Origin of the sequence: Intrasporangium oryzae NRRL B-24470 (genome assembly GCF_000576595.1) — a bacterium.
In the GTDB taxonomy this organism is placed as follows: Bacteria; Actinomycetota; Actinomycetes; order Actinomycetales; family Dermatophilaceae; genus Intrasporangium_C; species Intrasporangium_C oryzae.
In genome coordinates this window covers 129,669-154,990 of record NZ_AWSA01000003.1, presented here as the reverse complement: position 1 = coordinate 154,990, position 25,322 = coordinate 129,669, and the positions used below count along the sequence as shown (strand labels likewise).

Genomic DNA, 25,322 nt, shown 5'->3' with positions numbered 1-25,322 from the left:
CGCGTGAGGTGGCGGCCGCCCGTGCGCGGGAGGCCCGGGCGCGGGCCGAGGCGCAACACGAGGCAGACGTCGCGGCCGGGTGGCCCGCCGCCTGGCGACCGAAGCAGGTCCGAGCCTGGACCCGGCTCGGCGGCGACCCCGCCTCTGCGTCAGCCTTCGACGCGCACCGATGGGCACCGCACGACGTCGTCGCAGCCGGGATCGAATGGTCCGCCGCGGCGGCCGAGTCGGGCGTCCTCGTCGTGCCCGGCCTCTCCGGCGGACCGACGGTCGCGGTCGGGTCGGTGGGGTCCTTCTGGTCGGCGGCGTCGGCCGGGTCGGTCGCCGACCTCGCGCCACCGCCTGGGACGGCCCGGCATCACGAGCGCCTGGGCGACACCCTCGCCGACCTCCTCACCGGGGTGTGGCCGCCGGCGCCCGAGGGCACGGTGCTGTCCATGCGGCGCACCCTCCCGTCCGGGCGCCGGGAGCGCTGGTTCGTCATGGCGGAGAGCGACGGTCCTGCCGGCCCCGCCGAGCCCGCTCAGCCCGCCGACCCCGCTCAGCCCGCCGACCCTGCCGGTCCCGCCGGTGGCCTCTCCGTCGTCGCCCACGTCTCCCGCGGCTCCGGGCCGTGGAGATCGACCGTGGTCGGACGGTATGCGACCGCCGCCGGCGCGGTGGCGGCGACCTCCGCGCTGCACACCATCCGAGCCGATGCCGAGACGGAGTACGCCGCGCCCGGGTTCGACGACCGTGAGCTGCTCGCGCTGCTCCGGGTACCCTCCGCTGGCGAGGGTGTCCCCGGCCCCCACGACGGCGTCCGCTGCACGCTCGACGGCCGCTCGCTCACGGCGGTCCGGGCCGGCCGCCGGTGGCGGTGGGCCGTCCTCACGCCCGAGGGCGACGCGCTCTCGGGTGAGGAGATCGCGCGGTCGACGTGGTTCAGCGACTCAGGAGGCGCCCCCGTCAGCTGGGAGGGCGGCAACAGCCTCACGGTCGTCGCGCCTGGTGTCCTGGAGGACCGGCAGTGGGGTGACGAGGGCGCCTCGCGCGCGATCGTCGAGTGGCCCGACTCCGCGGCCGGACGGGCCCGGGTGCTCGCCGACTGGATCACCCGCCTCGACCTCCAGACGGCGGCCGCGCTCGTCCTCGAGGACTGGCCCCAGGAGGAGTCCTGGCTGGAGTGGCACTCGGTCTCGCTCTCCCTCACGCTCGACGTCGGTGAGGAGGCGCGCGCGGCGCTGCGCCGGCGGCTGGGAGCGGGCGACCCGGCATACCGGGAGGCGCGGCACGCGGTCCGGCACCCGCAGAGCGTGCGCGGGCGGCAGCTCACGGCGGCGCTCGCCGAGGCGGTGCTGACCGACTTCACGGGCGAGCTGCGCCGCGGGACGTGGACGCAGCGCTGAGCTGCCACGTCGACAGCCGTGCCGCGTCCACAGCCGTGCCGCGACCTCAGAGGTGCCCCGAGGCGGGACCGGCAGGCGTACGTTGGAACGGTCGCGCCCGGGTGTGGGCGCTCCGGCCGGTCGACGAGAGGAAGGTGCCGTGTCGAAACCGCCACTGCCCCAAGCCGTTTCCGATGCGCTCGCCCACCCCTGGCACGCCACGATCTCCACGGTCCGGCCCGACGGGCAGCCCGTGTCGGTGCCGACGTGGTACCTCTTCGACGGGGGCCGCATCCTCGTCAACATGGACGCCGGCCGCAAGCGCCTCGAATGGCTCCGCTCCGAGCCGCGCGTGGCTCTCAGCGCGATGGACCCCTCCGAGTGGCTGACGCACGTGAGCATCCAGGGCCGGGTCGTCGAGCTGCTCGACGACGAGGGGCTCGTCGACATCGACCGGATCGCAACGCACTACACGGGCAAGCCGTATGCCGTGCGCGACCGCCCGCGCGTCAGCGCGTGGATCGAGATCTCGAGCTGGCACGCCTGGGGGAGGCTGAAGAACGTCCGTTGAGGTGGTGGACATCCGCCGAGCCGACCGCGCCGTGGCGTTCGCAGGCGATGACCCTGTTCAGGACCGGCGGAGCGGGCCCACACTGGAGAGGGCCGCGGTCTCACCCATCGCTGCGGACCATCGGACGAAGGGGACCCTCATGCTCGAGAGCTCGAAGGCGTTCAGCGGCTTCGCCGTCAAGGACGTCGCTGCAGCCAAGACCTTCTACGGGGACACGCTGGGCCTGCGGGTCACGGAGGAGAACGGGATGCTCACTCTGCACCTCGCGCCCGACCGGCCGACCATCGTCTACCCCAAGCCCGACCACGTCCCGGCGACGTACACGATCCTCAACTTCCCCGTCGCCGACATCGAGGCGGCCGTCGACGAGCTCTCGGCGCGGGGCGTGCGGTTCGAGCACTACGAGGGAACGCCCGCCGAGACCGACGCCAAGGGCGTCTTCCGCGGGGGCGGTCCGCTCATCGCCTGGTTCACCGACCCGTCGGGCAACATCCTCTCGGTCATCGAGACGGACGGACCTGGCTGAACCCTGCTCCCTGGGCGTGCAGGTAGCAGGGTTCAGGTCTCGGGGTTCGGCGAGAGGAGCTCAGGCCCGTGCAGCCGTGAGCCGGTGGGCCGAGGCCCCCTGTGGCGACGGGCGTTGTGGCGACGGGCGCTGGGCCGACATCCGCTGTGCCTCGCGCTGGAGCTCGGCGAGCCTGACGTCGTAGAGCCTGGCCCGCGCCTCGAGCTGCTCGTGCGCGACGCTGCGCCGGCGGAGCAGCCCCACGAAGGCGAGCACGGCAACGACGACGGCTGCCTCGAGCGTCACGATCTGCCCGATCGGCGAGCTGTCGGACCCGAGCCCCGTGAGGTAGAGCGCGGCCAGGCCGATGAGCAGGACGAGCACGGCTCCTGCGGCCGCGCCGATCCGCCGTGAGGACGTGCGGTCGGATGCCGCGAGCGCCTGCTGTGCGACGGTGCGCTCCTCACGAACCCGGTCGGCGCGCAGGTAGATCGGGGCAGGGAAGCGATGGGTCTCGGCCCTCGGGGCGAGCAGTCCGGTGCGCTTGGTGTAGTCCCAGGGCGCGTCGTACCTGCCGGCGTTGGAGTTCGTGCGGTCCGGCTCGCGGGCGTCGAACGTGGTGGTCGTCATGACAGGTCCCCTCAGGCTCCGGAGTCGGAGCGCAGGCGCGACCCGAGGGCGGCGGCAGCCACCACGAGGGCGGCGGCGACGAGGACGATGTCCTTGAGGACGTACTGGCCGAGCAGCGTCGGGCCGTGCGGGAAGAGCTCGTCGAAGAAGAGGACGAGCGGCGAGAGGATCCCGACGAACGCCCCGGCGAGGACGACGAGCCCCGTCCTGAGCAGCTTTCCCGAGACGAGCGTCAGGCCGATGAAGGTCTCGAGGACGGCCGTCAGGACGACGGCGCTGCGCCCGCTGACGAGGCCGAAGGTGAGGCGGTCGATCGTCGCGGATGCGATGGCCTCCGCGGGGCTGAGCCCCGGGAAGAACTTGAGGACGCCGAAGCCGAGGAAGACGAGGCCGAGGCTGATCCGCAGCGCCATGACGCTGTAGGCGTCGAGCAGGCGCTGAAGGTGCCCGATGGCGAGGTCGACGAGCGTCGGCTTCGACGCACGGGTCGCACGGGTCTCGCCGGCTCGGGTCTCGATGGCGGTCTGGGGCTCGCTGGTGGAGTGGGTCTCGACGGCGGACCGGGTCTCGGTGCCGCGTCGGTCGAGGATGAGCTGTGACATGAGTGGTTTCCCCCTGGTGTGTTTCCGATGTCCTGACGACAGGGGGCCGACCTCCCGGACTGATACCTCGACCACGCGAATTGCCTTGTCGGGACGTAGATTTCGCGCGACCGAAAGTCGCGAATCTCGCATCGGGGAACGAATCGGGCACCCGCTGGACAGTCGTCGGGGACCCGGCCCGGCGGCATACGCAGGCCTCGGCGGCCCCCGGGACGACGTCCTCGGGCCCTCCCTCAGAGACCACCCGCCGGTCAACGAGCGTTTGCCCGAAAGGTCCCGTGAGGCCGTCCGACGGGCATAGCCTCCGGAGCATGACTCCGCCATCCGTCGACCGCCGCACCCTGCTCAAGGGCGCGGCCGCGGCCACCGCCGCCCTCGCGCTTCCCCGCGCTTTCGACCCCGCCGCCGCTGCCGCGCCGGCCAGTCGTGGCATCTTCGGCTACGGCGTCGCCAGCGGCGACCCGACGGCCGACTCCGTCATCATCTGGACCCGCGCCACGCCGCCGGCTCGTCCCGGCGAACCGGTGGCGACCCCGGGAAGCGGACTCGGCAGACCGATCCCGGTCCGCTGGCAGGTCGCCCGCGACCGGGACTTCACCCGCCTCGCCGCGCACGGCACCGTCATGACCTCTCCCGACAGCGACCACACGGTCAAGATCGACGTCACGGGCCTCGACCCCTACACCCGCTACTGGTACCGGTTCCAGTCGCTCGGCGAGTTCAGCGAGGTGGGGCGCACGCAGACCGCGGGTGACATCGCGGGCGAGGTCCACGCCCTGCGGCTTGCCCTCGTCAGCTGCAGCAACTACACCGGCGGCTACTTCACCGCCTACCGCGCGATCGCCGATCGCAACGACCTCGACTTCGTCCTCCACGTCGGCGACTACATCTACGAGTACGGCAACGGCGCCGACCGCTACGGCCCGGCCGCGCTCATCGGCGTCCGCGACGGCCAGCCCGCGACCGAGACGATCGACCTGCTCGGCTACCGCCTCCGGCACGCGCTCCACAAGGCCGACCCCGACGCCCAGAAGGCGCACCGTAAGCACCCGTGGATCACGATCTTCGACGACCACGAGGTCGCCAACAACGCGTGGGCCGACGGCGCCGAGAACCACCAGTCGCCAGAGGAGGGCGACTACCTCCAGCGCCGGGCACAGGCCATGCAGGCCTACCTCGAGTGGATGCCGTTCCGGCTGCCCGACCAGTCGGTGCCCCACCAGGGAACGCGCTTCTTCAAGCGGTTCACGTACGGCGCACTCGGCGACCTGTCGATCCTCGAGACCCGGCAGAACCGCAGCCGCCAGGTGACCGTGCCGAATGTCCCGTTCGACGGGTTCGTGCCGGTCGGGATCGACCCGGCCATCGACGGCGCCATCGCGTCGCCGCTGCGCCACCTTCCCGAGCCCGAGCAGATGACGTGGCTCCAGGACGGCCTCGCCGAGGAGGGCCGCACCTGGCACCTCCTCGGCAACCAGGTCATGATCTCGCCGGTGCTCTACCCGGGCGCGGCACTGGGGGCGCCGGGCTTGACCTTCGTCAACGCCGACCAGTGGGACGGCTACACGGCCGACCGCACGAGCCTGCTCACCCACGCTGCCGCGCAGGCGAGCTCGGACGCCGGGGACGCGGTCGTGCTGACCGGCGACATCCACGCGTCCTTCGCGTGCGACCTGCCGGTGGCCGCACGGCCGGGCAGCCCCGCGTACACCTCGGCGGGCGTCGAGTTCGTGTGCCCGTCAGTGACGAGCGACGGGTTCTTCGAGGTGCTGAGCCGGTCGCCGCAGCTGGCCGGGTCGCCGCCGGAAGTCGTCGTCGCCGTGACGAACCAGGCGATCGGCGCCGCGCAGCTGCTCAACCCCTGGATCCGCTGGATCGACGGCGTCCGGCACGGCTTCACCGTCATCGACGTGACGCCGGAACGCGTCCAGGCCGACTACCACCACACTCCCGCGCCGACCAGCGTCGCGCCCGACCCGCGCGTCGACGCGGCGGTCGTGCCGACCTACGCGCGGAGCTTCCAGACGCTCGCGGGCAGTCGCCGCGTGTCACTCGCCGCCGGGCCGGTCGGTCCGAGGTCGGACCAGCCGGCTGGAGCCTGACCACCCCCACCTCCTCCCGGTTCGATGTATCACCGCGCCCCAGGGCACGCGGGGAAACATCGACCGGGAGGTGGGGACGGCACGGCATACTCGGGGCATGGCCGGCTGCTGTGACCCGCGCGGATGCGACACGTTCTTCGGACCGAGGTTCGCCCGTCACGTGGCCGCCCGCTACCGCAAGCGTGGACTCGACCGCGCGTCCCAGCGCATGGTCGACTGGCTCGTGTCCCAGGGGATCGAGGGGGCTACCGTCCTCGAGATCGGCGGCGGGGTCGGCGAGATCCAGCTCGAGCTGCTCCGGCGCGGTGCCGCCCGCACGACGAACCTCGAGCTGAGCCCGGGCTACGAAGGCGAGGCGAAGGCCCTGATCGCGGAGGCCGGGATGACCGGACGCGTCGACCGTCGCCTCGGCGATGTCGCGGCCGACGGGTCGGTCGCCGACCCTGCGGATTTCGTCGTCATGCACCGGGTCGTGTGCTGCTACCCCGACTACGAGCGGCTGCTCGGCGCGGCTGCCGACCATGCCCTGCGCGGGGTGGTCTTCACCCACCCGCCGCGCAACGTCCTGTCCCGCGCCCTGCTCGCGATGGAGAATCTCGGGCTGCGGCTGCGCCGACTCGAGTACCGCACCTTCGCCCACGACCCGGACGAGATGGTCCGCGTCCTGGGGGACCACGGGGTCGCGGCGAGACACGAGCACGGCGGTGGGCTGTGGAAGATGATCACGGCCACCCGGGCACCGGTGCCCGCCGTCTCCTGAGGCGCAGCCCCGCCGGGTCGGTCAGGAACCGGCCGAGAGGACGTCGGCGAGGTCGTAGGAGACCGGCTCGTCGAGCTGCTCGAAGGTGCATGACTCGGGTGTGCGGTCATCGCGCCACCGGACGAACTGCGCCGTGTGCCGGAAGCGCGTCCCCTCCATGTGGTCGTAGCGGACCTCGACAACACGCTCGGGGCGGAGTGGGACGAAGGACAGGTCCTTCTGGTTGTTCCACCGCGAGAACTCCGATGACCGCGGGGTCCGCACGCCCTCCTCGGGTTGGGCCCAGTTCCACGGGTGGCCCTCCCACTCCGCGACGAGGGGCTGGAGCTCCTCGAAGAGCTCGCGCCGCCGGGCCATAGGGAAGGCGCCGATGACCCCGACGCTGGCGAGCTGGCCGTCGGGGCCGTAGAGGCCGAGCAGGAGCGAGCCGATCGCGTCGGGGCCGCTCTTGTGGACGCGGTAGCCGGCGACGACGCAGTCGGCGGTGCGTTCGTGCTTGACCTTGAACATGACCCGCTTGTCGGGCTGGTAGGTGACGTCGACGGGCTTGGCGATGACGCCGTCGAGCCCGGCCCCCTCGAACTGGGTGAACCACTCGCGTGCGACGTCACGGTCGGTCGTCGCCGCCGTCAGGTGGATCGGCGGCTCGGCGCCGGCCAACGCGGTCTCGAGGGCGGCACGCCGCTCCGAGAACGGTCGGTCGAGGTAGCTCTCCTCCCCGAGGGCGAGCAGGTCGAAGGCGACGAACGAGGCGGGCGTCTCGGCCGCGAGCTTCTTGACGCGGGAGGCGGCGGGGTGGATCCGCTGCTGGAGCAGCTCGAAGTCGAGCCGGTCGCCGGTCGCCGGGTCGATGAGGATGATCTCGCCGTCGATCACAGCCTTGTCGGGGAAGCTCGCCTTGACGGCCTCGACGATCTCGGGGAAGTAGCGCGTCATGGGCTTCTCGTTCCGGCTGCCGATCTCGACGAGGTCGCCCGAGCGGAAGATGATCGACCGGAAGCCGTCCCACTTCGGCTCGTAGACGACGTCGCCCTTGACGGCGCCGAAGTCCTTGACCGCCTTGGCGAGCATCGGCGGGACGTGGGGGATGACGGGCATGCCCCACGTCGCCCGGGTCTCGGCATCACGGTCGGCCTTGGGCGCGAGGTAGTCGGCGTCTGCGCGGTCCTGGCGGCGCTTGCTCGGCTGGACCCGCGGCGGCTCGCCGGGCATCTTGGGATAGTCGGGCGGGAAGTTGAGCTCGCCGAGCCCACGCTCGTGGACGTCCTTGTCCCACAAGGCGATTGCGGCAGCCACGTCGCCGATCGCGTCGTCGATGCCCGCCCACGCGTCGCCTCGAGAGGCCACGAGCGAGGGCACGGTCCGCACGGTCAACTCGCTCGGGTGGACCGTCGCCAGCTCGTCCCACGTCACGGGCGTCGAGACGGGCGCCCCCGGCAGTGGACGGGGGGAGTAGGCCGAGGCGATCGTCCGGTCTCGGCACGCCTGGTTGAAGTCGACGAAGACGCGCTCGCCCCGCTCCTCCTTCCACCACGAGGTGGTGACGAGGTCGGGCAGGCGCCGCTCGAGCTCGCGGGCGATGCCGATGACGCCGTGTCGGACGTCGAGGAACTCGTGGGTCGGCGCGACGCGGGCGTAGACGTGGACGCCGCGGTTGCCGGACGTCTTGGCCCAGGCGGTCAGGCCGATGCCGGCCATGACCTCACGCAGGGCCAGGGCCGCCGCGACCGCGTCGGCGAACCCGCGTCCCGGCTGCGGGTCGAGGTCGATGCGCAGCTCGTCGGGCTTGTCCACGTCGGCCGTCCGCACCGGCCATGGGTGGAAGGTGATGGTGTTCATCTGCGCGGCCCACACCGCGGTCGCGACCTCGTCGACGACGAGCTGCGGGTGCCGCCGGCCGGACGGGTAGGTGCACATGACGGTCCGGGCGAAGTCGGGCACGCCCTTGGGCGGGTTCTTCGAGAAGAACTCCTCGCCCTCGATCCCCTCGGGAAAGCGCTGGAGCGTCACGGGACGGTCGCCGAGGGCCCGCAGGAGCGGGTCGGCGACCGCGACGAGGTAGTGCGCCAGGTCGAGCTTGGTGACCGGCTGCCCGTCGGCCATCCCGGCGCCGGGCCAGAGGACCCGGTCGGGACTCGAGATCCGCACCTCGCGGACCCCTTCCGGGCCGGGCGCCTCGACGACAGCGGGCTTCGCGCTCACCTGCCCGATCGTAGCCACGGGTTCGGACACCGAGCCGGACGCGAGCCCGGCCTTTCGGACGCAACCGGGCCCAACGGCATACGGAGGGACGTATGCCGCTGGGCCGCGCGGGTGCCCGAACGTCACCTTTGTGCCCGTTCGGGCACCTGAATGGCTGCGCATGGCCGGTCTGTCGGGAAGAAACCACAAAAACGGGTGCCCGAATCTCTTTACTCGGTGCCCGGTTGGGTGGTTTCATGATTCGCAAGAGGCCCACCGAGGGGCCGCCGGAGGACGAGGAAGTCCCATGTACGCAGCGGAGCGGCAGCAGCGGATCATCGCCGAGGCCCGGCGTGCCGGCCGCGTCGAGGTCACCGCCCTCGCCGACTCGCTCGGCGTCGCTGCCGAGACGATCCGCCGCGACCTCACCGCTCTGGAGCGGCGCGGATCCCTCCGCCGGGTCCACGGCGGTGCGATCCCCGTCGAGCGCCTCGAGGTCGAGCCCTCCCTCGCGACCCGTTCCGGACGCCTCGCCGACGTCAAGCGACGCATCGCCGCCCGCGCCCTCGACGAGCTCCCCGCGGGCGGCAGCATCATCCTCGACGCCGGGTCGACGACCCAGGCGGTCGCCGAGCTCCTCCCGCCCGACCTCGACCTCACGGTCCTGACCAACAGCCTCGCGGCCGCCACCGTCCTGTCCACCCACCCGGGCATCAGCCTCTACCTCCTCGGCGGGCGTGTGCGCGGCCAGACCGGTGCGGCGGTCGGGGAGTGGACGACGACTGCGCTCTCCGACGTCGTCGTCGACGTCGCCTTCATCGGGACCAACGGGCTCTCCGTCGCCCGTGGCCTCACGACGCCCGACCAGTCCGAGGCGCTCGTCAAGCGCGCCATGGTCGCGGCGGCCCGGACGTGCGTCGTCCTCACCGACTCGAGCAAGGCCGGCGACGACCACCTCCACCGTTTCGCAGAGCTCGCCGACATCGACGTCGTCATCACCGACACCGATCTCGACGACGACGTCGCTGCCGAGATCCGCTCGGCCGGACCAGAGGTGGTGACCGCATGATCGTGACCCTGACCCCCAACCCGAGCATCGACCGCGCCGTGTTCATCGACGCCCTCCACCGCGGGGAGGTGCACCGCGCCGGTGGCGGCCGGATCGACCCTGGCGGCAAGGGCGTCAACGTCTCCCGCGCCCTGGCCGCCCAGTCCGCGGCGACGACGGCGGTGCTGCCCATCGGCGGCCCCGAGGGTCACCTCCTCGAGGAGCTGCTCGACGACGCCGGGGTCGACCACTGCAGCGTCCCCGTCTCGGGGACGGTCCGCATGAACATCAGCGTCCTCGAGCCCGACGGCACGACGACCAAGCTCAACGAGCCCGGTCCCGAGCTCTCCCCGGCCGAGGTCGACGCCCTCCTCACCGCCACCCTCGAGCGCGCCGCCGGCGCCGCGTGGGTCGTCGGGTGCGGGAGCCTCCCTCCCGGCGCCCCGACCGAGCTGTATGCCGTCCTCGTGGCGCGCGTGCGAGAGCGCGGTGTGCGCGTGGCCGTCGACTCGTCCGGCGCCCCGTTCGCCGCGGCCGTGGCCGCCCGTCCGAGCCTCATCAAGCCCAACCACGAAGAGCTCGCCGAGCTCGTCGGGCACGCGTTGCCGAGGCTGAGCGACGTCCGTGCCGCAGCCCACGAGCTCGTGGCCGACGGCATCGAGATCGTCGCCGTCAGCCTCGGCGGCGACGGAGCGCTCCTCGTCACCGCCGACGAGGTCGTCCACGCCAGGGCGACCATCTCCGCGCCCCTGTCCACCGTGGGGGCCGGCGACTGCATGCTCGCCGGACTGCTCCACGGACTGTCGAGCGGCCAGTCCGCCCCCGACGCGCTCTCGACGGGCGTGCTCTGGGGTGCGGCGGCCGTCACCCTCCCCGGCAGCCGCGTTCCGTCTCCCGACGACCTGCGCGGCATCCCGGTCGAGATGACCCGTACCCCCGACCTCACCCGAACCCTGGCGACCTGAACCGCCCGCCGGGCACCTGGTGCTCGACCTGCTCGACCTGCTCGACCCGCTGAACCCGCTGAACCCCCGTTGGAAACCGCCCGATCACCGCTTGAGTCCGCTCGAGTCCCCGAAAGGAAACACCATGTCCCTCATCACCGAAGAGCAGGTCGTCCTCGACCTCACCGGTGCCGACCGCCACGAGGCGACGCGGAGGCTCGGCGAGCGACTCGTCGCCTCGGGCCGGTGCACCGACCTCACCACGTTCCTCGACGATGTCCGCAAGCGCGAGGAGACGATGGCGACCGGCCTGCCCGGCGGCATCGGCATCCCGCACGCCCGCAGCGCGGCCATCACCGAGCCGTCGCTCGTCTTCGGCCGCTCGGCCACGGGCATCGACTGGGGCGCCAAGGACGGCCCGGCCACCCTCGTCTTCCTCATCGCCGCCCCCGAGAGCGGCGGCGAGGCCCACATGCAGATGCTGCCCAAGCTCGCCCGGGCGCTCATGAAGAAGGACTTCAAGGCCGCCCTCGCCGCTGCGACGACCGAGGCCGAGGTCGTGCGCATCGTCAGCGCCGAGGTCGCGCTCGACCAGCCGGCCGCCGCGGCTGCCGGTGCTCCCGCCGCCTCCGCCGGTGCCGACGCGACCGGCGCTGCGGCCCACGAGGGTCGCGTCGCCTCAGCCGCCGAGCTGGGCGCCGAGCTCGCCACGGGCGTGACGGCGACCGCCGTCGGCAGCCTCGCCGAGCGCCGGGGCCCGCTCACGCTCGTCGGGGTCACGTCGTGCCCGACCGGTATCGCCCACACGTACATGGCCGCCGAGGCCCTCGAGAGCGCCGCGAAGGCCGCTGGGCACACGATGAAGGTCGAGACCCAGGGCTCGGCCGGCTCGAAGCCGCTCAGCGCGGCTGAGATCGCCGCGGCCGACGCCGTCATCTTCGCCCACGACCTCCCCGTCAAGGACGCCGGCCGGTTCGCCGGCAAGCCGACCGTCGACGTCGGCGTCAAGAAGGCGATCTCCGACGGTCCCGAGCTCATCGACCGCGCCGTCGTCCTCGCCGCCGAGTGGCGCGACGACCCGAGCAAGGCCGCGGCGGCGACAGCGGCATACGCCTCGGGCGGGCTCACCTCGAAGGTCGAGGAGGGGGTCGGCACGGGCACGAAGATCCGCCAGTGGCTCATGACCGGTGTGTCGTACATGATCCCGTTCGTCGCGGCCGGCGGCATCCTCATCGCCCTGTCGTTCATGCTCGCCCAGGTCGCGCTCGGCGAGCAGGGCGCCATCGAGATCGTGAAGTACAACCTCAAGCCCGGCGACCCGCTCAACATCGCCGAGACCTTCAACGCCCTGAGCCTCACCTCGTGGGCGGCGCTGCTCTTCGTCATAGGCGGTGCGGCCTTCGGCTTCCTCGTGCCGATCCTCTCCGGCTTCATCGCCTTCGCCATCGCCGACCGCCCCGGGCTCGTGCCCGGCATCGTCGGCGGCGCGATCGCCGCGACCATGGGCGCCGGATTCCTCGGCGGCCTCGTCACCGGCCTGCTCGGCGGTTTCGTCGCCCGCTGGGTCTCTGGCTGGAACGTCGCCAAGGGGGTGCGCGGCGTCATGCCTGTCGTCGTCATCCCGCTGCTGTCGACGCTCATCACGGCGGGCCTGTTCATCACCGTCCTCGGCAAGCCGATCAAGGCCCTCACCGACGGCCTCAACAGCTGGCTGACCGGCATGTCCGGCGCGAGCGCGATCGTCCTCGGCCTCATCCTCGGCGCGATGATGGGCTTCGACCTCGGCGGCCCGGTCAACAAGGTCGCCTACGCCTTCGCGACGACGGGTCTCGCAGCGGCCGGAGCCGCGACCGACGCCCCGCAGCTGAAGATCATGGCCGCCGTCATGGCCGCAGGCATGGTCGCCCCGCTCGCCATGGCGCTCGCGACGACGGTGCGCCCGTCGCTCTTCTCGGAGCCCGAGCGCGAGAACGGCAAGGCCGCGTGGCTGCTCGGAGCGTCGTTCATCTCGGAGGGAGCGATCCCCTTCGCGGCCGCCGACCCGGTCCGGATCATCACCTCGTCGGTCATCGGCTCGGCGATCACGGGAGCCCTCGTCATGATGTTCGGCGCGACCCTGCGGGCCCCGCACGGCGGCATCTGGGTCCTTCCGCTCATCGGCAACTTCCTGCTCTTCGTCCTCGGGCTCGCCGTCGGCGTCGTTGTCATGGCGGCTCTCGTCATCGCGCTCAAGTCGCGCGAGCGCAACCTCGAGGCAGTCGAGGCAAGTGCCACCGTCTGATCGCGCCGTGGCCTAACGTCAGACCCGACGCACTGCACGAACCAGCACCCCCAGCACTGCACCGCAGTGCACCGACGACAGATCCGACGCACTGACCCCAGGGTGCGGCGCGCCGGGCTTCCGCCCGGCGCGCCGACCCCACCTACGAAGGAGCATGTCCATGGCAAGTCGCACCGTCACCATCGCCTCCTCGGTCGGCCTCCACGCCCGTCCGGCCGCCCTCTTCGTCGAGGCCGCGACCAACACCGGCCTCGACGTCGAGATCGCCAAGCCCGGCGAGGACCCGGTCGACGCGACGAGCATCCTCGGCGTCATGGCCCTCGGCGCCAAGTTCGGCGAGGAGGTCGTCCTCACCGCCGACGGCGACGGCGCCGACGAGGCGCTCGACTCGCTCGTCGCCCTCCTCTCGCGCGATCTCGACGCGGAGTAGGCCCGCCATGGCCGCGACCGAGACGAGGCAGGGGATCGGCGTCAGCCCGGGGACGGCATACGGCCCGGTGGTGCAGGTCGCGCCGCCGGTCCGGCCGCCGGCCGACGAGCCCGCCGTCGACGACCAGGACACCGCGCTCACCGACGTGCGGGCGGCCTTCGAATCGGTCGCGGTCTCGCTCGAGGAGCGCGCCGCGACCGTCGAGGACACGGCCCAGCAGATCCTCAAGGCGACGGCGCTCATCGCGCGCGACAAGGGTCTCGTCAAGGCCGCGGCCAAGCAGCTCGCCGCGGGCCGCGGTCGCGCGACCGCGATCGCCAACGCCGTCGAGGAGTATGCCGCCCAGTTCGAGGCGCTCGGAGGGTACTTCGCCGAGCGCGTCGTCGACCTGCGCGACGTGGGGGCCCGTGCGGTCGCGGCGGTCCTCGGCGTCCCCGCGCCCGGAGTGCCGCACTTCACGGTGCCGAGCGTCATCGTCGCCGAGGACCTCGCCCCCGCCGAGACGGCCACGCTCAACCGGGCGCTCGTCGTCGGCATCATCACCCAGGCCGGTGGGCGCACGAGCCACACCGCGATCCTCGCCGCCCAGATGGGCATCCCTGCCGTCGTCCAGCTCTCGGGGGCCACGTCGATCGAGGCCGGCACGCCGGTCGCGCTCGACGGCGACTCCGGCGAGGTGACGATCGAGCCCGATCCCGAGCTCGTCGCGGCTCAGCGGGCTCGGGCCCAGCGCCGGAAGGAGGCCCTCGCGGCGCTCTCCGGGCCCGGGGTGACCCGCGACGGCGCGCACATCGCGCTCCTCGCCAACATCGGCGGCGTGGAGGATGCCGTCGCCGCAGGAGCCCTCGACCTCGAGGGCGTCGGGCTGTTCCGGACGGAGTTCGTCTACCTGTCGGCGGCCAAGGCCCCGACGGTCGAGGAGCAGACCGAGATCTACCGCCAGGTGTTCGCGCCGTTCGGTGAGCGCCGCGTCGTCGTGCGCACCCTCGACGCCGGCGCCGACAAGCCGCTCGCCTTCGCCGACCTCGGGCCGGAGGAGAACCCCGCCCTCGGCCGCCGCGGCCTTCGCCTGTCGGCCGAGCGGCCCGAGCTGCTCGATGCCCAGCTCGAGGCGCTCGCCGTCGCGGCCCGCGAGACCGGGGCCGACGTGCGCGTCATGGCTCCTATGGTCGCGACCGCGGAGGAGGCGGCGTGGTTCGCCCGCCGCGTCCGCGAGAACGGGCTGCCCAAGGCCGGCGTCATGATCGAGGTGCCGGGCGCCGCGCTCCGCGCCAACGACGTCCTCGGCGAGGTCGACTTCGGGTCCCTCGGCACCAACGACCTCGCGCAGTACACGATGGCAGCCGACCGCATGCAGGGTGCGCTGTCCGACCTGCTCGACCCGTGGCAGCCGGCGGTGCTCGACGTCGTCGCCGTCGCCTGCGAGGGAGCCGCGCGCGCCGACCGCCCGATCGGGGTGTGCGGCGAGTCGGCCGGTGACCCGCTGCTCGCGCTTGTGCTGGCGGGCCTGGGGGTGTCGAGCCTGTCGATGGCGCCGAGCAAGGTGCCGGTCGTGCGGCTCGCGTTGTCCCTGCACTCGCTGGCCGAGTGCCAGGAGTTGGCCTTCGTGGCCCGCGAGGCGCGCACGGCCATCGAGGCGCTGGAGTTCGTGCGCGAACGCGCCAACAGCACGCTGACCGACCTGCTCTGAGCGGGCGGTCGGGCGTTCCGGCGCTGCCATCAGGCCGGTGTGCGCGGCAACATGGCCACGAAGTCCGGATTTACGACCGAGGAACCTGACTTCGTGGCCGGTTGATCCCGACGTCGTGGCCGGTTGATCCCGGCGGTCGGGGGAACCGCGCCGCTCAGCCGATCAGTGCCGGTGCGTCGGTCGCGCCGATGTCGACGATCTCCTTGCCGAGCGGCGCCAGCGAGATCGGGATCATCTTGAAGTTCGCGATGCCGAACGGGATGCCGATGATCGTGACGCAGAGCGCGATGCCCGTGACGACGTGGGCGATCGCGAGCCAGACGCCGGCGAAGACGACCCAGATGACGTTGCCGAGGAACGAGCCCATCCCGGCCGTCGGCTTGCTGACGATCGTGCGCCCGAACGGCCACAGCGCGTAGACGCCGATGCGGAACGAGGCGAGCGCCCACGGGATCGTGATGATGGGGATGCACAGGAGGATGCCGGCGGCCACATAGGCGAGGAAGAGCCAGAAGCCCGAGAGCACGACCCAGATGAGGTTGAGGAGCGTCCGCATCGCTCCATCAAACCAGTCTCAGGGTCGGCGTCCGGGCCGGCGCAACAGCGCGAGTCCGCCCAGTGCGACGAACGGCCCGATGATCGCCCACACCGTCGCACCGGATCCCGACCCGGAACCGCTGCCGATCAGGCCGAGGCCCTGCAGCGTCCACAGGATGCCCGCCAGCAGGAGGAGCGCCCCGAGGGCGACGAGGTACGGCGACCTGCTCATGCCCAGATTCTCTCCCGGACCGGACCCGGCCCTGGCGTGTCGCGGCGGGGTGTCGACCAGTTCGTTGCCGACTGGGGCCGCCAGCCGCGACACCGCTCCCAGCGAGCGCGTGCGGGCGGTCGTGGTTAGGCTGCCCGCGCCCAACCGCCACGCTCTGAAGGGGACTCCTTGCCTTCCCGCCTCAGCCGCCTGTCCGTCGCCGCCACCGGTCTCGCCCTTACGCTTCCGCTGTCCGCCTGTGGGACGGAGCCGACCGTCCCCCTGGCGGCGGGGCCTGCAGCCACGACACCGCTCGTCACGACACCGCTCGTCACGGTGACCTCCTCAACGGCGGCGCCGCCGCCAACCACGCCGACCGGGCCCGTGCGGCTCAGCGTCGCCGAGGCGGGAAAGCGGTACCTCGAGATCACGAGGCCGTACAACGTCGCACTCGAGGCGTTCGAGCGAGGGTTCAACGAGGGCGAGTCCGTGGCGACGCTGCAGGGCCGCGCCCGCAAGGTGGCCCGTGCCGCGACCGCCGAGTCGGCCGCTCTGCGCGAGCCGGCCTGGCCGCTGAAGGCGGAGCCGCTCATCATCTCTCTGGCCCAGACCGACCGGCGCGCAGAGTCCGCATGGCTGGACGTCGGCCGCGCCGGCACGAGGGACGCGATGCTGGCGGCAGTCAGGAGGCTTCCGACCGGTGCCGGCACGGGTGCCCAGATCCGCAGGCTGCTGGGACTCCCGAAGTACGACGAGAACACCTACTGATCCGCGGCCTCGGCGAGACCGCGGCACCGTTGCTACTGACGTCATGGCCGTTGGCGCGGAGGCCTTCTCTAACGGTTCAAGCGCCCCCGCGACGGCGGCCATCCAGTCGGTTCTGAGGTCGGCGCTCGCTTAGGCTTCCTCGTCGCACTCCTCGCCGTTCCCGCGCCAACGGAGCGCTCGCTCCGAGATGCCGCCGGAAAGCTTGCCCGTCATTGACTTGGCGCGGCCGAAAGTCTCGTTGCCGAGTCGTTTGGCCGCATCGACTCCCTCTGCTCCCGTGTTCAGCGCCTTGTCCCTCGCCTCGGTGGCCGCGTCGGCCCACCGCCTCGCGTCCAACGCCTCGCGATCAGACTCGATCCCGAGCCGACTGTGGAAGTCGACGACCGCGACCGCGACATGGTTGCTCGCATGCACCACCGTCTTGGACGCGGTCGGGTGCAGCAGCACTTTCGTGTTGGCCGTACCAGCCGCCGCATCCATGCGCGCCATCAGAAGGCCGGTGCTCCGTGAGATGAGTTCCCGCCTGTTCTCACGGGCCACCCGAAGGGCGACGCGGTGCCGGTCCAGCTCATCGGGAGACGCGTCGAGCACCCGGTCGAGCTCCAGCACGGCGATCGCATCCTGCAGCTGGAAGCAGCGAGCCAGAACGGCGAGCCATTCCTGAACCGTGGATTCTGCATCCTCGGACGTCTTGGCGAGATCCCCGATCGCTGTCTTGCGCTCGAGCTTCTCCGCCAGTGCGTCGAGCTGACGCAGCGCGTAGGCCTGGGTCCGCGCGATGGTCGACGACGTGGCCTGCACCTTCGACCACGTGACCTCCGACACCCGACCTACCTGCTCTCGGATGATCATGGCCTCCTCGATGACGAAGTCCACGCCGATCATGTCCGCCACCACGGCATCCTTCTGGGCGCGGAGAATGCCGTCGACCTTCTCGTCGATGGTCGCGAGATAGTCGGTGATCTCGTCCATGGTCTGCTGCATGGCCAGCTGCGCCATGAGCCCCGCGGCACCAGCCAGAAGTGCCGGGTTGTTCAGGTGCGCCATGGGCGTCTTCACCAACTCGAGGTGCCCCTTGATCTTGCCTTTGTCGGTCAGCACAGCACGCCTGACACCGGGGCCCGAGCCCTTCATGAGCTTGTACTGGTCGGCGAGATGCGCGGACTCCTTGGTCAACTTCACCCAGCGACCTGAGTTAGCGGCGATCTCGGAACCCACCTGTGCCGCTTCAGCTCCGGCGCTGAGAACAGAACCGAGCCGGGGGAGCCCGAGGTCCTTCGACGGCAGTCCTTCAGAGACCAGGAAGCGTTCGACAGCGGTCGGACTCCCGATGACGGCCAGCCCGTCGCCATCGCTGATCAGCTCAATCTGGTTGTCCATCATCGGCTCCTGAAATCTCGGCGAGGAAGCGGCTCTCTGCAGTCGAGGAGGAGCCGGGTGCTCACGCTACCTTCGGACACCCGGGCAGCAAGCAGAAAGAGCCGCTATGGCTGGATGTCGTAGTGCAGGCGGACTTCAGGCAACGACGGCAGATCTCTGGTGGTCCTCGCACTGGCGTTTCAAGTGCGCCCTGGTGGCCGCCTTCTTGGGGCTAGAACACCGAGATCATGGCTCGTCGGCTGTCTACGGGGTTTGCGCCGCAGGAACCTTCTTTGACTTCATGCGGCGAGGACGAAAGCCATCCGCGGTTTCGAGGATTCTCCCGGCCGCGGTGAGGACGCGTTCGAGGTCCAGTCCACGGAGTTCTGGCACTTCGGTGAAGTACTGGGTCAGGTGGTCCGGCAACTCCACACCCGGGTAGCGGCGACCAAACACGACACGCGCCACCGACTCTGCCTCAAGCTCTGCCATCTCCGTGGAGACGAAACGCCGATCGGGCCACAATTCCTTGTCGTGAGTTCCAACGTGACCGCAGTAGAGGTGCCCCAGCTCGTGGGCCAACGTGGCCAACCGCGTAGTGTGCGAGTGCGACTGGTTGAGAAGCGTCTCATAGCGAACGCTGACGGTGTGATAGCGCTTGGCTTTGCCGTAGGCATTCTGCTGGAGTCCAGCCTCCGCTGCCCAAATTGCTCCGGCGTGATCCCACCCCCGGTCCGTCGGTAAGACTCTGACCCCATCCCACTTGGCGTTTTCGGCGATCCAGTACAGGGCGTTCTCTGCGTCTGCCACGGCGGACATGGCAAAGGGGTCGCGGGCGAAGGGCGGAAGTGGGGGCGAACTTGCTGTGCCCTCTGTCTGGGAGACATCGAAGAGGTACATCAGCGGGCCCCCGGGTTGGAGAAGGACCAAGGGCTGCTGATTGGGCAAGATGCGCCGACCGTATCTCTCACTCCACTGATGAGCCGGTAGCACGAACTTCGCCGCTGGCCGCTGAAGCATGACGAGGAGTGCGTTGTATGGGCTGTAGCGGGGAAAGGCGGCCACCCGGTCAAGCAGTTCTGCGTAGCTGCCCATGCGGCCGTACTCGAGAGCCGTTGCGAGCAGGTACGCAAGCGACTTCTTGGCTTCCTTCGCGCCGCTCTCCATGGATGAAGCGGGGGTTTCAGGAGGGGCCAGGGACAGTTGAATGCTTGCCTCGAGTCCTTCCAGCTCCGTCTGCCACAACGTCTCCCGAGTCATCGTGATCCTTCCTTTGGTTGAGTCGACGGCCTTAAAAGACCGGACTCGTAGTCTGGGCGTAGCGGGGGGCCATGGCCTCCATCTGCTCCATCACCAGCTTGATCGCGCCGGGCCGCTGGTCCGGCGGGTAGCCGTGTTTGATCAGCAGCCGCTTGATCGAGGTTCGCAGCTTGGCCCGAACGTCCTCGCGCACCGTCCAGTCGGTGCGGATGTCGCGCCGCATCACTGACACCAGCTCACGAGCGATGTCGGCGAGCACGCCCTCGCCCATCACGTCGACGGCGGACTCGTTGGTGGCGACGGCGTCGAAGTACGCGAGCTCGTCCTGGTCGAGCGGCGGCGAGAACCTAGCCCCGCGTTCGTGCTCCGCTACGACGACGCGCGCCAGCTCGATCAACTCGGCAATGACCTCGGCGGAGGTCAGCTGCTGGTTCGTGTATTTGCGCATCAGCTCGGCGATCCGGTCAGAGAACGCCTGCTGCCGAAGCGTGTTCGTTCCTGTCGCCCTGACCGACTCCTTCGCGACGAGGTCACGCAGCGCCTCGATCGCCAGGTGTGGGTTGGCCGCGTTCTGGGCCTTCGTGACGAAGTCGGGCCCGAGGTCCATGAGGCTGGGCTTGGGCATCCCCGCCGCGTCGTAGATGTCGAGGACGTCGCCGGTCTCGGTGCTCTCGGCGATGAGCGCGCCGAGCAGCCGCTGGATGTCCTCCGGAATCGGCTCGCCGCGCGACTGCCGGTCCTCGGCGTCGAGCTTGGCCATCCACACGCGCACTTCCTCGTAGAACCGCGCCTCGCCGCGCACGTCCTCGAGCTGCCCGGACGGCGCGCAGAGCGCCCACGCGCGGGCGAGCTGGCTGCTCAGGCGTCGGTATGCCGCTGAGATCGTCTCCGTGTCGCTGCCCTCGGGCACGTGGTTGCCCGGCGTTGCCGGGTCGCGCAAGTGGCTGACAGCCCGGGCGACGACGTTGGCGTACGCCCTCTTGTCGCCACGCGCTGCGAGGTCCGCGTACTCCCTACGCCAGTCATACACCGCAAGCAGGGCGTCGAGCTGGGCGAGCAGGGCACGGGTCAGCTCGACGGCCTCGCCGAGGTCCTTGCCCATCGGCTTCTGCGCCTGGTCCTGCGGTGTGTACTCGGCCAGCGCCGTGTGCAGGTTCTCGGCGAGCGGCGCGTAGGCGACAAGCAGGCCGTCCTGCTTGCCACGGAAGGTCCGATTCACGCGGGCGAGGGTCTGCATGAGTAGTGCACCCTTGAGCGGCCGGTCGAGATAGAGCGTGTGCAGCGGCGGGGAGTCGTAGCCCGTGAGCATCATGTCCTTGACGATGATGATCTCGAGCTCGTCGTCGGGGTCCTTGAGCCGGGCCTTGATCGCCTTGTTCTGCGACTCGCGGCGGACGTGGTTCGACACGGGCGGGGTGTCGGTGGGGTCGCCGGTGTAGACGACCTTGATCTTCCCCTTGTCGAGCTCGGGCGAGTGCCAGTCCGGGCGGATCGCGATGATCGCGTCGTAGATCTTCGCGCAGATCTCGCGGGTGCCGCCGACGATGAGGGCCTTGCCGGTGCAGGAGATGAACGGCTCCATAACCGCCCGGCGGGCCTCCCAGTGGGCGACGAGGTCCTCGGCGAGCTTCTCGATGCGGGCCGGCGCGCCGTAGACGGCGTTGACGACGGCGACGCTGCGCTCGATCTTGTCGCGCTCGACGTCGTCCAGGCCGACGGTGAGCTCGTCCGCGGCGGCGTCGACGTCGTCCTCGGAGACACCCTCGGCGAACCCGACCTTGATCAGGCGCGGCTCGAAATGCACCGGAACCGTGGCCCCGTCGGCGACAGCGCGGCTGAGGTCATAGATGTCGATGTACTCACCGAACACGGCCTGCGTGTTCCGCTCGGCGAAGGAGATCGGCGTGCCGGTGAAGGCGATGAGGGTCGCCTTGGGCAGGGCGTCCTTGAGGTGCCGGGCGTAGCCGTCGAGGTCGTCGTAGTGACTGCGGTGGGCCTCGTCGACGACGACGATGATGTTGCGCCGGTCCGACAGGAGCGGGTGGGACTCGCCGGCGTCCTTCTCCTCCTTGGACAGGCCGAACTTCTGCAGCGTCGTGAAGTAGATGCCGCCAGTCGTCCGCTCGGACAGCTCCCGGCGCAGGTCGGCCCGCTTCGTGATCTGCTTCGGCTCCTCGGCGAGCAGGAGGCTCTGCCGGAACCCGTCGAAGAGCTGTCCGTCGAGCTCGGTCCGGTCGGTCACGACGACGATGGTCGGGTTGAGCAGCTTCGGATGGCGCTGGACGTAGTGGGTGTAGAGCTCCATCTCCATCGACTTGCCGGAGCCCTGCGTGTGCCAGACGACGCCGGCCTTGCCGTCCGACTCGACCGCCTGCACGGTCCGCCACACCGCTTTGTTGACGGCGAAGTACTGGTGCGGCTTGGCGATCCGCTTCGCGAGGCCGTCGGCGCCCTGGTCGAACGCGGTGAAGTTGCGCATGAGCTGCAGGAACCGGTCCTGGTTGAACACCCCGTCGATGAGCTGGTCCAGCCCGGTGCCGAGGTCGTCGAGCCCCGACGTCGCACCGAAGCCGAGCGGCTGCCCGTCGTCGTCGACGTTCCACGGCGAGAAGTGGTTGAGCGGCGTGAACGGCGTTCCGTACTTCGCGATGATCCCGTCGCTCGCGACCGTGAGGACCGCGAACCGGAAGCACATCGGCAGCTCCCGCAGATAGGTCTGCAGCTGAGCGTGCGCGGCCGCGACGTCGGCCGTCTCCTTTCCCGCCTTCTTCAGCTCGATCACCGAGACCGGCAAGCCGTTGCAGTAGACGACGAGGTCGAAGCGTCGCTCCACGTCGCGAGAGCGGACGGTCACCTGGTTGACGACGAGCCAGTCGTCGTATGCCGGGTCGTCGCTGACCAGCCGGATCGTCGGGTTGTGCTCGGCGCCCTCGTGGTCTACCCAGCTGATCCCCCGGTAGCCCTCGACCATGAAGCCGTGCGCGCGGTGGTTCTCCGTCAGCGCGTCATTCGAGCTTGGGCGGAAGATCTCGGCGGCAGCCTGCTTCAGGTACTCCGGCGGCACCGTCGGGTTCAGCCGACGCAGGGCCTCCAAAACCCGCGAGGGCAGGACGAGGTCATCCCAGCTCTCACGCTCACCCGAGCCGGGCGCGAAATCCTTGCCCTGCTTGGGGACCCAGCCGTGCCCGGCCAGGGCCTCCATGGCCGCGTCCTCCCAATCCGCCTCGGAGAACCCAGACCCGTCGAAACCCCCGACGTCCCCCGTCATGTCACACAACCCCCTCGACGACGCGCTCCGCGTCCCTGACCCTGATCTTCCCCGACATCAACTGCGGCAACAGCAGATCACGCACGTCAGCAAGGGCGCGCCGCTCCGTCGCCAAGGAGACGCGATGGCGCAGCACGGGTTCGGCCTGTCTCTCGAAGCGGTTCAGCGCATCTTCCCCGGGAAGCACCAGTGCCTCCCGCGACAGGTCGCTCTTGTTCAGATGGATGACGGTCGTGCCGGTTTTGTATCCCTCAATGCGACTGAGTGGCGCTCGAAGGGCCTCCAGCGCCAAGGCAGAGCCGAACCCGCGTCCGGACGCTTGGAGGACACGCTGATTCAACAGGCCTTCGGTGCCAAGCCACCAGGTCGGGCGAAACTCGGCATCCATGCCGACGACGACGTCGCCGGGACGGATGATCCGTTCCTTGGGTCTGTGCTCCGTGGTCCACACCTGTGATTCAAAGGTCTTCAGGTCGCGAATACGGATGAGGGGGCGACCAACGCCGGGCTCACTGAAATGAGGTCCCCCGAAGGGTTCGCCGAACGTTATATCGAGCGCGTTCATCAAGGGCACACTCACCGCATCGCTGTTGACGGAGTGTCGATACCAAGTGGATATGAGCTCTTCTGCGGTGGACTCAGTGACACGGTTGGCGGCGATCTTGTCGTCGAGCGCCCCCAGCACCTCCGCGATGGCCCGCTGCTGCTCCAGGCTGGGAAAATAGATCGGGATCCCCCGCAGAGACTTGAGCGGCTGCCCAATGCCGGGAGTGCCGACGGTAGATGCCCGAGTAAGGAGCTCCCTCTTGCCCGGGCCCCGGAAGTAGTAGAAGACATACGTCGGGTCGACAAGTTCTGGGTTGCACGTGAGTTTCATCATGCTCGACGAGAGCAGGTACTCACGTCCGCCGACGATGGCGACACGGCCAATAGCACCTCGATGTGGAAAAACGAGGTCGCCTGCGCGCACGATGCAGGCGGGAAACGTGCGCGCCACCTCCTCCGGCACGAAAACGAGGTCGGTGTCGTCGATCTGCCGCCCGTCGGCGATGTTCTGGCCACGGATGACGGGGATGCCATGCCCGGCATACAGCTCCGCCTTCAAACTGGAGCCGAAGGGCCCGATCGCGATGGACCGCGCTCCGGGAGCAGCAACATCTCCCACTAGCGCGCGGGTCCACCCCTGCCTCACAACAGTCTCCCCAGCTGCCCGCGGACGACATGCTCGAGTCGGGCGGACTCGTCGAAGCGGGCGAAGAGCTCCTGGGTGAGGCGTTCGATCTTCTCCTCGATGGGTTCGCCGTCGTCCTCGGCTTCGGCGGCGCCCACGTATCGACCCGGGGTGAGGGCGTAGTCAGAGGCCTTGATCGCCGCGAGGGTCACGGACTTGGCGAAACCCGGCACGTCGGCATACGAGAGCCCAGCTTCGACTGCAGACGTGGTGCCCCGCCAGGCGTGGTACGTGTTGGCAATCTGGGCGATGTCGTCGTCGGCGAGGGCGCGTTCGGCGCGGTCGACCATGTAGCCGAGGTTGCGAGCGTCGATGAACAGGACCTGCCCGCTGCGGTCGGTCGAGCCCCTGGGTCCCGAGGCCTTGTCCTTGGCGAAGAACCAGACGCAGACGGGGATGCCGGTGCTGCGGAAGAGCTGGGTGGGCAGGGCGACCATGCAGGAGACGAGGTCGGCCTCGACGAGCTGGGCGCGGATCTCGCCCTCACCACCGCTGTTGGTCGACATGGATCCGTTGGCCATGACGACGCCGGCGCTGCCGCCGGGGGCGAGCTTGGACAGGATGTGCTGGATCCAGGCGTAGTTCGCGTTGCCGGCGGGCGGGACGCCGTAGCGCCAGCGGGGGTCGTCCTCCTTGCGGGTCCAGTCCTTGATGTTGAACGGCGGGTTGGACATGACGTAGTCCATCTGCACGTCGGCGTGCAGGTCGATCGCGAAGGTGTCCCCCCAGACGGCGGCGAGGTTGCCGTTGAGGCCGTGGATGGCGAGGTTCATCCGGGCCAGGCGCCAAGTGCGCTCATTGAGCTCCTGCCCGTAGATCGACAGGGCGGTCTTGTCCTGGTGGTGGGCGGCGAGGAACTTCTCGGCCTGGACGAACATGCCACCGGAGCCGCAGGCCGGGTCGTAGATGCGACCCTTGGTCGGCTCGAGGACCTCGACGAGGGTGCGCACGACGCTGGGCGGTGTGAAGAACTCGCCGCCGCGCTTGCCTTCGGCACGCGCGAACTTCTCGAGGAAGTACTCGTACACCTCGCCGAGGAGGTCTCGGGCCTTGGAGGCGCCCTGACCGGTGAAGCGGGCCGAGTTGAAGAGGTCGATGAGCTCGCCGAGGCGGCGCTGGTCGACGTTGTCCCGGTTGTAGATCCGAGGCAGCGCCCCCTTGAGGGAAGGGTTGGACCCGATGAGCAGGTCCATCGCCTCGTCGACGAGCTGTCCGACGTTCTTGTGCGGCTGACCGTCCTGGGCGGGCAGGCCCTTGGCGTGCTGGGCGAGGTAGGTCCAACGGGCGGTCGCCGGGACCCAGAAGACGGCATGGGCGGTGTACTCGTCCATGTCGTCGAGCAGGGGAGCGAGCTGCTCCTCGCTGAAGCCGTCCGCGGTCAGCTCGGTGCGGATCTGCTCGCGGCGCTCCTCGAAGGCGTCGGAGACGTACTTGAGGAAGACGAGACCGAGGATGACGTCCTTGTACTGGGACGCGTCCATCGAGCCGCGGAGCTTGTCGGCGGCCTTCCAGAGGGTGTCCTTGAGCTCCTTCATCGTCGACGGCGCGCTCGCGTCGGCCTTCTTCCTCGGTGGCAT

At 70.2% G+C, this 25,322-nt stretch carries 21 protein-coding genes; 11 read left to right on the top strand and 10 right to left on the bottom strand.

Features of this window, described 5'->3' with window-relative positions; all coding sequences use genetic code 11:
* The 3 genes from N865_RS22955 to N865_RS02380 all read left to right on the top strand — a co-directional run.
* The coding region (locus N865_RS22955) for a hypothetical protein (protein ID WP_211244834.1) at window positions 1–1,388 on the top strand (1,388 nt) is incomplete at its 5' end.
* 139 nt (window positions 1,389–1,527) lie between these two features.
* Complete coding sequence (locus N865_RS02385) at window positions 1,528–1,938, top strand: pyridoxamine 5'-phosphate oxidase family protein (RefSeq protein WP_034801057.1); 411 nt, start codon at window positions 1,528–1,530, stop codon at window positions 1,936–1,938.
* 139 nt (window positions 1,939–2,077) lie between these two features.
* Window positions 2,078–2,464 carry a VOC family protein gene (locus N865_RS02380; protein ID WP_034801187.1) on the top strand — a complete coding sequence of 129 codons (387 nt, stop codon included), beginning with the start codon at window positions 2,078–2,080 and terminating at the stop codon, window positions 2,462–2,464.
* 60 nt (window positions 2,465–2,524) lie between these two features.
* Here the strand turns inward: N865_RS02380 and N865_RS02375 are convergent, their stop codons facing one another.
* Window positions 2,525–3,073: a hypothetical protein gene (locus N865_RS02375; protein ID WP_034801054.1), complete on the bottom strand. Its 549-nt coding sequence runs from the start codon at window positions 3,071–3,073 to the stop codon at window positions 2,525–2,527.
* An 11-nt stretch (window positions 3,074–3,084) separates the two neighbouring features.
* The gene (locus tag N865_RS02370; RefSeq protein ID WP_245603635.1) at window positions 3,085–3,675 is read right to left on the bottom strand and encodes a DoxX family protein; all 591 of its coding nucleotides are present in this window, start codon (window positions 3,673–3,675) and stop codon (window positions 3,085–3,087) included.
* Between the two features lie 311 nt (window positions 3,676–3,986).
* Between N865_RS02370 and N865_RS02365 the strand changes: the two genes are divergently transcribed.
* Together N865_RS02365 and N865_RS02360 are read left to right on the top strand one after the other, a co-directional pair.
* Window positions 3,987–5,777, top strand: coding sequence for an alkaline phosphatase D family protein (locus N865_RS02365; RefSeq protein ID WP_034801052.1), 1,791 nt, complete (start codon window positions 3,987–3,989; stop codon window positions 5,775–5,777).
* Window positions 5,778–5,874: 97 nt separating this feature from the next.
* Window positions 5,875–6,537, top strand: a complete 663-nt coding sequence (locus tag N865_RS02360) for a methyltransferase domain-containing protein (protein ID WP_034801049.1) — start codon at window positions 5,875–5,877, stop codon at window positions 6,535–6,537.
* A 21-nt stretch (window positions 6,538–6,558) separates the two neighbouring features.
* Here the strand turns inward: N865_RS02360 and N865_RS22130 are convergent, their stop codons facing one another.
* Complete coding sequence (locus N865_RS22130; protein WP_084327868.1) at window positions 6,559–8,739, bottom strand: ATP-dependent DNA ligase; 2,181 nt, start codon at window positions 8,737–8,739, stop codon at window positions 6,559–6,561.
* A gap of 286 nt (window positions 8,740–9,025) precedes the next feature.
* Here N865_RS22130 and N865_RS02350 point away from each other — a divergent pair, with 286 nt between their 5' ends.
* The 5 genes from N865_RS02350 to ptsP all read left to right on the top strand — a co-directional run bounded on the left by N865_RS02350 (window position 9,026) and on the right by ptsP (window position 15,111).
* Window positions 9,026–9,787 carry a DeoR/GlpR family DNA-binding transcription regulator gene (locus N865_RS02350; protein WP_034801047.1) on the top strand — a complete coding sequence of 254 codons (762 nt, stop codon included), beginning with the start codon at window positions 9,026–9,028 and terminating at the stop codon, window positions 9,785–9,787.
* On the top strand, window positions 9,784–10,731 hold the full coding sequence (pfkB, locus tag N865_RS02345) for a 1-phosphofructokinase (protein ID WP_034801045.1): 948 nt from the start codon (window positions 9,784–9,786) through the stop codon (window positions 10,729–10,731). The genes N865_RS02350 and pfkB overlap by 4 nt, the downstream gene beginning before the upstream one ends.
* A 124-nt stretch (window positions 10,732–10,855) precedes the next feature.
* Complete coding sequence (locus tag N865_RS02340) at window positions 10,856–12,991, top strand: PTS fructose transporter subunit IIABC (protein ID WP_157557518.1); 2,136 nt, start codon at window positions 10,856–10,858, stop codon at window positions 12,989–12,991.
* 160 nt (window positions 12,992–13,151) lie between these two features.
* Complete coding sequence (locus N865_RS02335; RefSeq protein ID WP_034801043.1) at window positions 13,152–13,421, top strand: HPr family phosphocarrier protein; 270 nt, start codon at window positions 13,152–13,154, stop codon at window positions 13,419–13,421.
* Between the two features lie 7 nt (window positions 13,422–13,428).
* Window positions 13,429–15,111, top strand: a complete 1,683-nt coding sequence (gene ptsP / locus N865_RS02330; protein WP_034801040.1) for a phosphoenolpyruvate--protein phosphotransferase — start codon at window positions 13,429–13,431, stop codon at window positions 15,109–15,111.
* Window positions 15,112–15,265: 154 nt separating this feature from the next.
* Here the strand turns inward: ptsP and N865_RS02325 are convergent, their stop codons facing one another.
* The gene (locus N865_RS02325) at window positions 15,266–15,667 is read right to left on the bottom strand and encodes a YccF domain-containing protein (RefSeq protein WP_034801038.1); all 402 of its coding nucleotides are present in this window, start codon (window positions 15,665–15,667) and stop codon (window positions 15,266–15,268) included.
* A gap of 18 nt (window positions 15,668–15,685) precedes the next feature.
* Complete coding sequence (locus N865_RS02320) at window positions 15,686–15,880, bottom strand: hypothetical protein (protein WP_034801036.1); 195 nt, start codon at window positions 15,878–15,880, stop codon at window positions 15,686–15,688.
* Window positions 15,881–16,048: 168 nt separating this feature from the next.
* On the opposite strand from N865_RS02320, the gene N865_RS02315 reads away from it, so the two are divergent.
* Complete coding sequence (locus N865_RS02315; protein ID WP_157557517.1) at window positions 16,049–16,627, top strand: hypothetical protein; 579 nt, start codon at window positions 16,049–16,051, stop codon at window positions 16,625–16,627.
* A gap of 129 nt (window positions 16,628–16,756) precedes the next feature.
* Here the strand turns inward: N865_RS02315 and N865_RS02310 are convergent, their stop codons facing one another.
* The 5 genes from N865_RS02310 to N865_RS02290 form a co-directional block, all read right to left on the bottom strand.
* Complete coding sequence (locus N865_RS02310) at window positions 16,757–18,007, bottom strand: hypothetical protein (RefSeq protein ID WP_034801181.1); 1,251 nt, start codon at window positions 18,005–18,007, stop codon at window positions 16,757–16,759.
* Between the two features lie 243 nt (window positions 18,008–18,250).
* A complete protein-coding gene (locus tag N865_RS02305; protein WP_034801032.1) occupies window positions 18,251–19,246 on the bottom strand; it encodes an ImmA/IrrE family metallo-endopeptidase in 996 nt (331 codons plus the stop codon).
* A 31-nt stretch (window positions 19,247–19,277) separates the two neighbouring features.
* The gene (locus N865_RS02300; RefSeq protein ID WP_034801029.1) at window positions 19,278–22,514 is read right to left on the bottom strand and encodes a type I restriction endonuclease subunit R; all 3,237 of its coding nucleotides are present in this window, start codon (window positions 22,512–22,514) and stop codon (window positions 19,278–19,280) included.
* 1 nt (window position 22,515) lies between these two features.
* On the bottom strand, window positions 22,516–23,619 hold the full coding sequence (locus N865_RS21530; protein WP_169735684.1) for a restriction endonuclease subunit S: 1,104 nt from the start codon (window positions 23,617–23,619) through the stop codon (window positions 22,516–22,518).
* Window positions 23,620–23,702: 83 nt separating this feature from the next.
* Window positions 23,703–25,322 carry a class I SAM-dependent DNA methyltransferase gene (locus N865_RS02290; RefSeq protein ID WP_034801027.1) on the bottom strand — a complete coding sequence of 540 codons (1,620 nt, stop codon included), beginning with the start codon at window positions 25,320–25,322 and terminating at the stop codon, window positions 23,703–23,705.

What these genes read in the sequence shown, in the direction of transcription:
- N865_RS02380 (WP_034801187.1), top strand. Translation starts at nt 2,078, where the DNA reads ATGCTCGAGAGCTCGAAGGCGTTCAGCGGCTTCGCCGTCAAGGACGTC.
- N865_RS02375 (WP_034801054.1), bottom strand. Translation starts at nt 3,073, where the DNA reads ATGACGACCACCACGTTCGACGCCCGCGAGCCGGACCGCACGAACTCC.
- N865_RS02370 (WP_245603635.1), bottom strand. Translation starts at nt 3,675, where the DNA reads ATGTCACAGCTCATCCTCGACCGACGCGGCACCGAGACCCGGTCCGCC.
- N865_RS02365 (WP_034801052.1), top strand. Translation starts at nt 3,987, where the DNA reads ATGACTCCGCCATCCGTCGACCGCCGCACCCTGCTCAAGGGCGCGGCC.
- N865_RS02360 (WP_034801049.1), top strand. Translation starts at nt 5,875, where the DNA reads ATGGCCGGCTGCTGTGACCCGCGCGGATGCGACACGTTCTTCGGACCG.
- N865_RS02350 (WP_034801047.1), top strand. Translation starts at nt 9,026, where the DNA reads ATGTACGCAGCGGAGCGGCAGCAGCGGATCATCGCCGAGGCCCGGCGT.
- pfkB (WP_034801045.1), top strand. Translation starts at nt 9,784, where the DNA reads ATGATCGTGACCCTGACCCCCAACCCGAGCATCGACCGCGCCGTGTTC.
- N865_RS02340 (WP_157557518.1), top strand. Translation starts at nt 10,856, where the DNA reads ATGTCCCTCATCACCGAAGAGCAGGTCGTCCTCGACCTCACCGGTGCC.
- N865_RS02335 (WP_034801043.1), top strand. Translation starts at nt 13,152, where the DNA reads ATGGCAAGTCGCACCGTCACCATCGCCTCCTCGGTCGGCCTCCACGCC.
- ptsP (WP_034801040.1), top strand. Translation starts at nt 13,429, where the DNA reads ATGGCCGCGACCGAGACGAGGCAGGGGATCGGCGTCAGCCCGGGGACG.
- N865_RS02325 (WP_034801038.1), bottom strand. Translation starts at nt 15,667, where the DNA reads ATGCGGACGCTCCTCAACCTCATCTGGGTCGTGCTCTCGGGCTTCTGG.
- N865_RS02320 (WP_034801036.1), bottom strand. Translation starts at nt 15,880, where the DNA reads ATGAGCAGGTCGCCGTACCTCGTCGCCCTCGGGGCGCTCCTCCTGCTG.
- N865_RS02310 (WP_034801181.1), bottom strand. Translation starts at nt 18,007, where the DNA reads ATGGACAACCAGATTGAGCTGATCAGCGATGGCGACGGGCTGGCCGTC.
- N865_RS02305 (WP_034801032.1), bottom strand. Translation starts at nt 19,246, where the DNA reads ATGACTCGGGAGACGTTGTGGCAGACGGAGCTGGAAGGACTCGAGGCA.
- N865_RS02300 (WP_034801029.1), bottom strand. Translation starts at nt 22,514, where the DNA reads ATGACGGGGGACGTCGGGGGTTTCGACGGGTCTGGGTTCTCCGAGGCG.
- N865_RS02290 (WP_034801027.1), bottom strand. Translation starts at nt 25,322, where the DNA reads ATGCCACCGAGGAAGAAGGCCGACGCGAGCGCGCCGTCGACGATGAAG.